Raw genomic sequence first — 1,668 nt, forward strand, 5'->3', positions numbered from 1 at the left:
CGACGGGCGACGGTGCCGTGGCCGGCGCGGCCGCACCCGGGGGTGCAACCGGCGCATCCGATCCACAGGTCCTGAGCCGCGTACAACTCGGCCCGCTCGACGTCACCACCCTGACGGGCGGTGATCTCACCGGATTGCAGAAGTGGTTGTCCGGCAACGGCTACCAGCTCAAACCGGCCGTGAGCGCGGCGCTGGCGCCGTACGTGTCCGAGCGGTGGTCGTTCGTCGCGATCAAACTCACCTCACGCGCCGCGCTCTCAGGTCCGCTCGACCCGATCCGGATGGTCTTCAACTCCGGAAAACTCGTCTACCCGATGCGGATGTCGGTAGCGGCCACCGGGCCCCAGCTGGTCGACCTGTACGTCATCGCCGATCATCGTCAGCTGCGATCCGATGCCGACGTCCCAGAGCAACCGGGTGCGCACCGTCTACGCCGGACGCCTCGACGACGGCCGTTACTTGACCACCGTGCAGACGACCATCGCCGTTCCGCAAAGCATTTCGTCCGACTTCGCCTTCGCCGACGCCCCCGACGACTCCCCCTATCAGCAGGTCATCTACCGGGACTCCGATGTGAAGATCCTCGGCGTCATGGCGGGGCCGTTCCTGGTGGTCGTCGGCATGATCGCCCTGGTGATCGCTTGTGCCGGAGCTGTCGTCGCGATCCGTCGACGAACCTGATCTCCTGGACTTTCCGAGCAACGCGGCGTGTCGCCGGTAACTCGCCGCGCGGGAACGATCAGTCGAACAACTTGGCGGAATCCTCTCGATTTCGCTCACCTGTTCTAGTACTCTGATGGTTATCAGGTCGATCTGGCCGGGAGGGGTTGCCCGGCCACATCGCATACACCACACAGCAATCGCGACCGGGGGGACGACGAGTGACCGAACCGCATTCCACTGCACCCGCCGGCGATTCGCGCGGCGATGATCATTGGAAGACACTGAGCCGCAGCATGGGCGACGCCTTGGGTTCGGTCGAGGATCGCGACGAATCTGGTGCGGTACGCGAATCCGGTCCCGCTCGGGTTGAGCAATTGATGACGGCGTTGAGCTCGGTACGGGCGGTCGAATCGTTCACGGCCTGGGCCCAGTACGAGGTCATCGCAGCACTGCACGCAGAACTTGTGACGACGCAACCCGCCGACCATCGCCTACTGGATGCACACGCGCAGCTCGGCGCGCGTATCGCTATGACCGGCGCACTCACCCAGACCATGGGTGAACGACTCGTCGACGAAGCCGTCGCCTTGCGCGACCGGATCCCCCGCGTCGCTCTCTGCCTCCGTGACGGCTTGATCACCAAAACCCATGTCACCACCGTGGTCTCACGTACTGATCTGGTCGACGGGACCGAGCATGCCGAAGCAGTCGACACCGAGATCGCGGCGACGCTACGCCGCCGGCCGGGCGCGTGGAGCCGCGGCCGCCTGCGCGATATGTGCGACCGCATCGTGTTTCGCCGCGACCCCGACAGCGTCCGTCGTCGGCGTCAACAGGCTCACGAGGACCGGGGCGTGTGGCTCGACACCGACCGCGAACACGGCATGGCGGCCCTCGGTGCCTCCATGTCCGCCGAAAACGCCCGCATCGCATTCGAATCGGTCAAGGCTCTCGCCGACTGTGCCTGCAAGGCCGACCCACGCCGGGTGGCGGCACGACGTAGTG

The 1,668-nt window shown here is 65.9% G+C and carries 2 protein-coding genes and 1 pseudogene; all 3 read left to right on the forward strand.

Annotated features, from left to right (window positions below; translation table 11 throughout):
* Positions 1–17: 17 nt before the first annotated feature.
* A pseudogene (locus tag GOAMR_RS25910) lies at positions 18–344 on the forward strand (DUF2330 domain-containing protein); the annotation flags it as partial.
* Positions 345–393: 49 nt separating this feature from the next.
* Positions 394–681 carry a hypothetical protein gene (locus GOAMR_RS25630; protein ID WP_050942760.1) on the forward strand — a complete coding sequence of 96 codons (288 nt, stop codon included), beginning with the start codon at positions 394–396 and terminating at the stop codon, positions 679–681.
* A gap of 146 nt (positions 682–827) precedes the next feature.
* Positions 828–1,668, forward strand: an 841-nt coding sequence (locus GOAMR_RS15595; protein ID WP_138943767.1) for a DUF222 domain-containing protein, incomplete at its 3' end; no start/stop codon positions are given.

This window comes from Gordonia amarae NBRC 15530 (assembly GCF_000241345.1).
GTDB lineage: Bacteria > Actinomycetota > Actinomycetes > Mycobacteriales > Mycobacteriaceae > Gordonia > Gordonia amarae.

Bases quoted from the DNA above. Each gene is read 5' to 3' on its own strand.
- GOAMR_RS25630 (WP_050942760.1), top strand. From the start codon at position 394: ATGCCGACGTCCCAGAGCAACCGGGTGCGCACCGTCTACGCCGGACGC.